The 516-nt window shown below is 41.7% G+C and carries 1 pseudogene; it reads right to left on the reverse strand.

The features are described 5' to 3' along the window. Positions 1-516 (reverse strand): annotated as a pseudogene (locus J7R13_RS08760) (DUF4815 domain-containing protein); the annotation flags it as partial.

A 516-nucleotide genomic window follows, 5' to 3' on the forward strand; every position in this document is an offset into this window, starting at 1 on the left:
CGCACCGCGGGTGACATTGGTAGTCTTTTCTTTTGTGAGCAAAATAGAGTGAACAGCTGCGATGGGAAAATAATAGGTTTCAAACGTAAAGCTTGTCTTCTCCGATTTAGTTGCCTTGGCTTTCTTGGATGTAAAGAGATGTGTTTCACTTGGCACTATACCTTCACAGTAGTCTTCTGGCTCTTCATGCCTTAAAGCAGCAAGGCGTTTATGTTTAAAGCCATTAATATTGGCTTCACCTTCTTCTATACTAAATATTTGTTTGCCGTCATTTTGTCCTAAGGCTGTCACCCGACAACCATTGACAATATAATGCCCATGAGCACGGTCATAAGTTGCAATAGCTTGCAAAGCAGGTTCTAACAATGAAGGGTGCGTTTGATCAATCAAAGTACCAGCTGGTAAGATATAGACAGGAAAAAAAACCCCTTCGTGCTTGTCTTTTTCCAAAGCCCATACAAGCTTTGCGGTTTACTTTGCTGGTCCTGGTTCACCTTCTGCCAATGTAATTGGAAT

The organism is Bartonella taylorii 8TBB (assembly GCF_902825155.1).
Lineage (GTDB): Bacteria > Pseudomonadota > Alphaproteobacteria > Rhizobiales > Rhizobiaceae > Bartonella > Bartonella taylorii_A.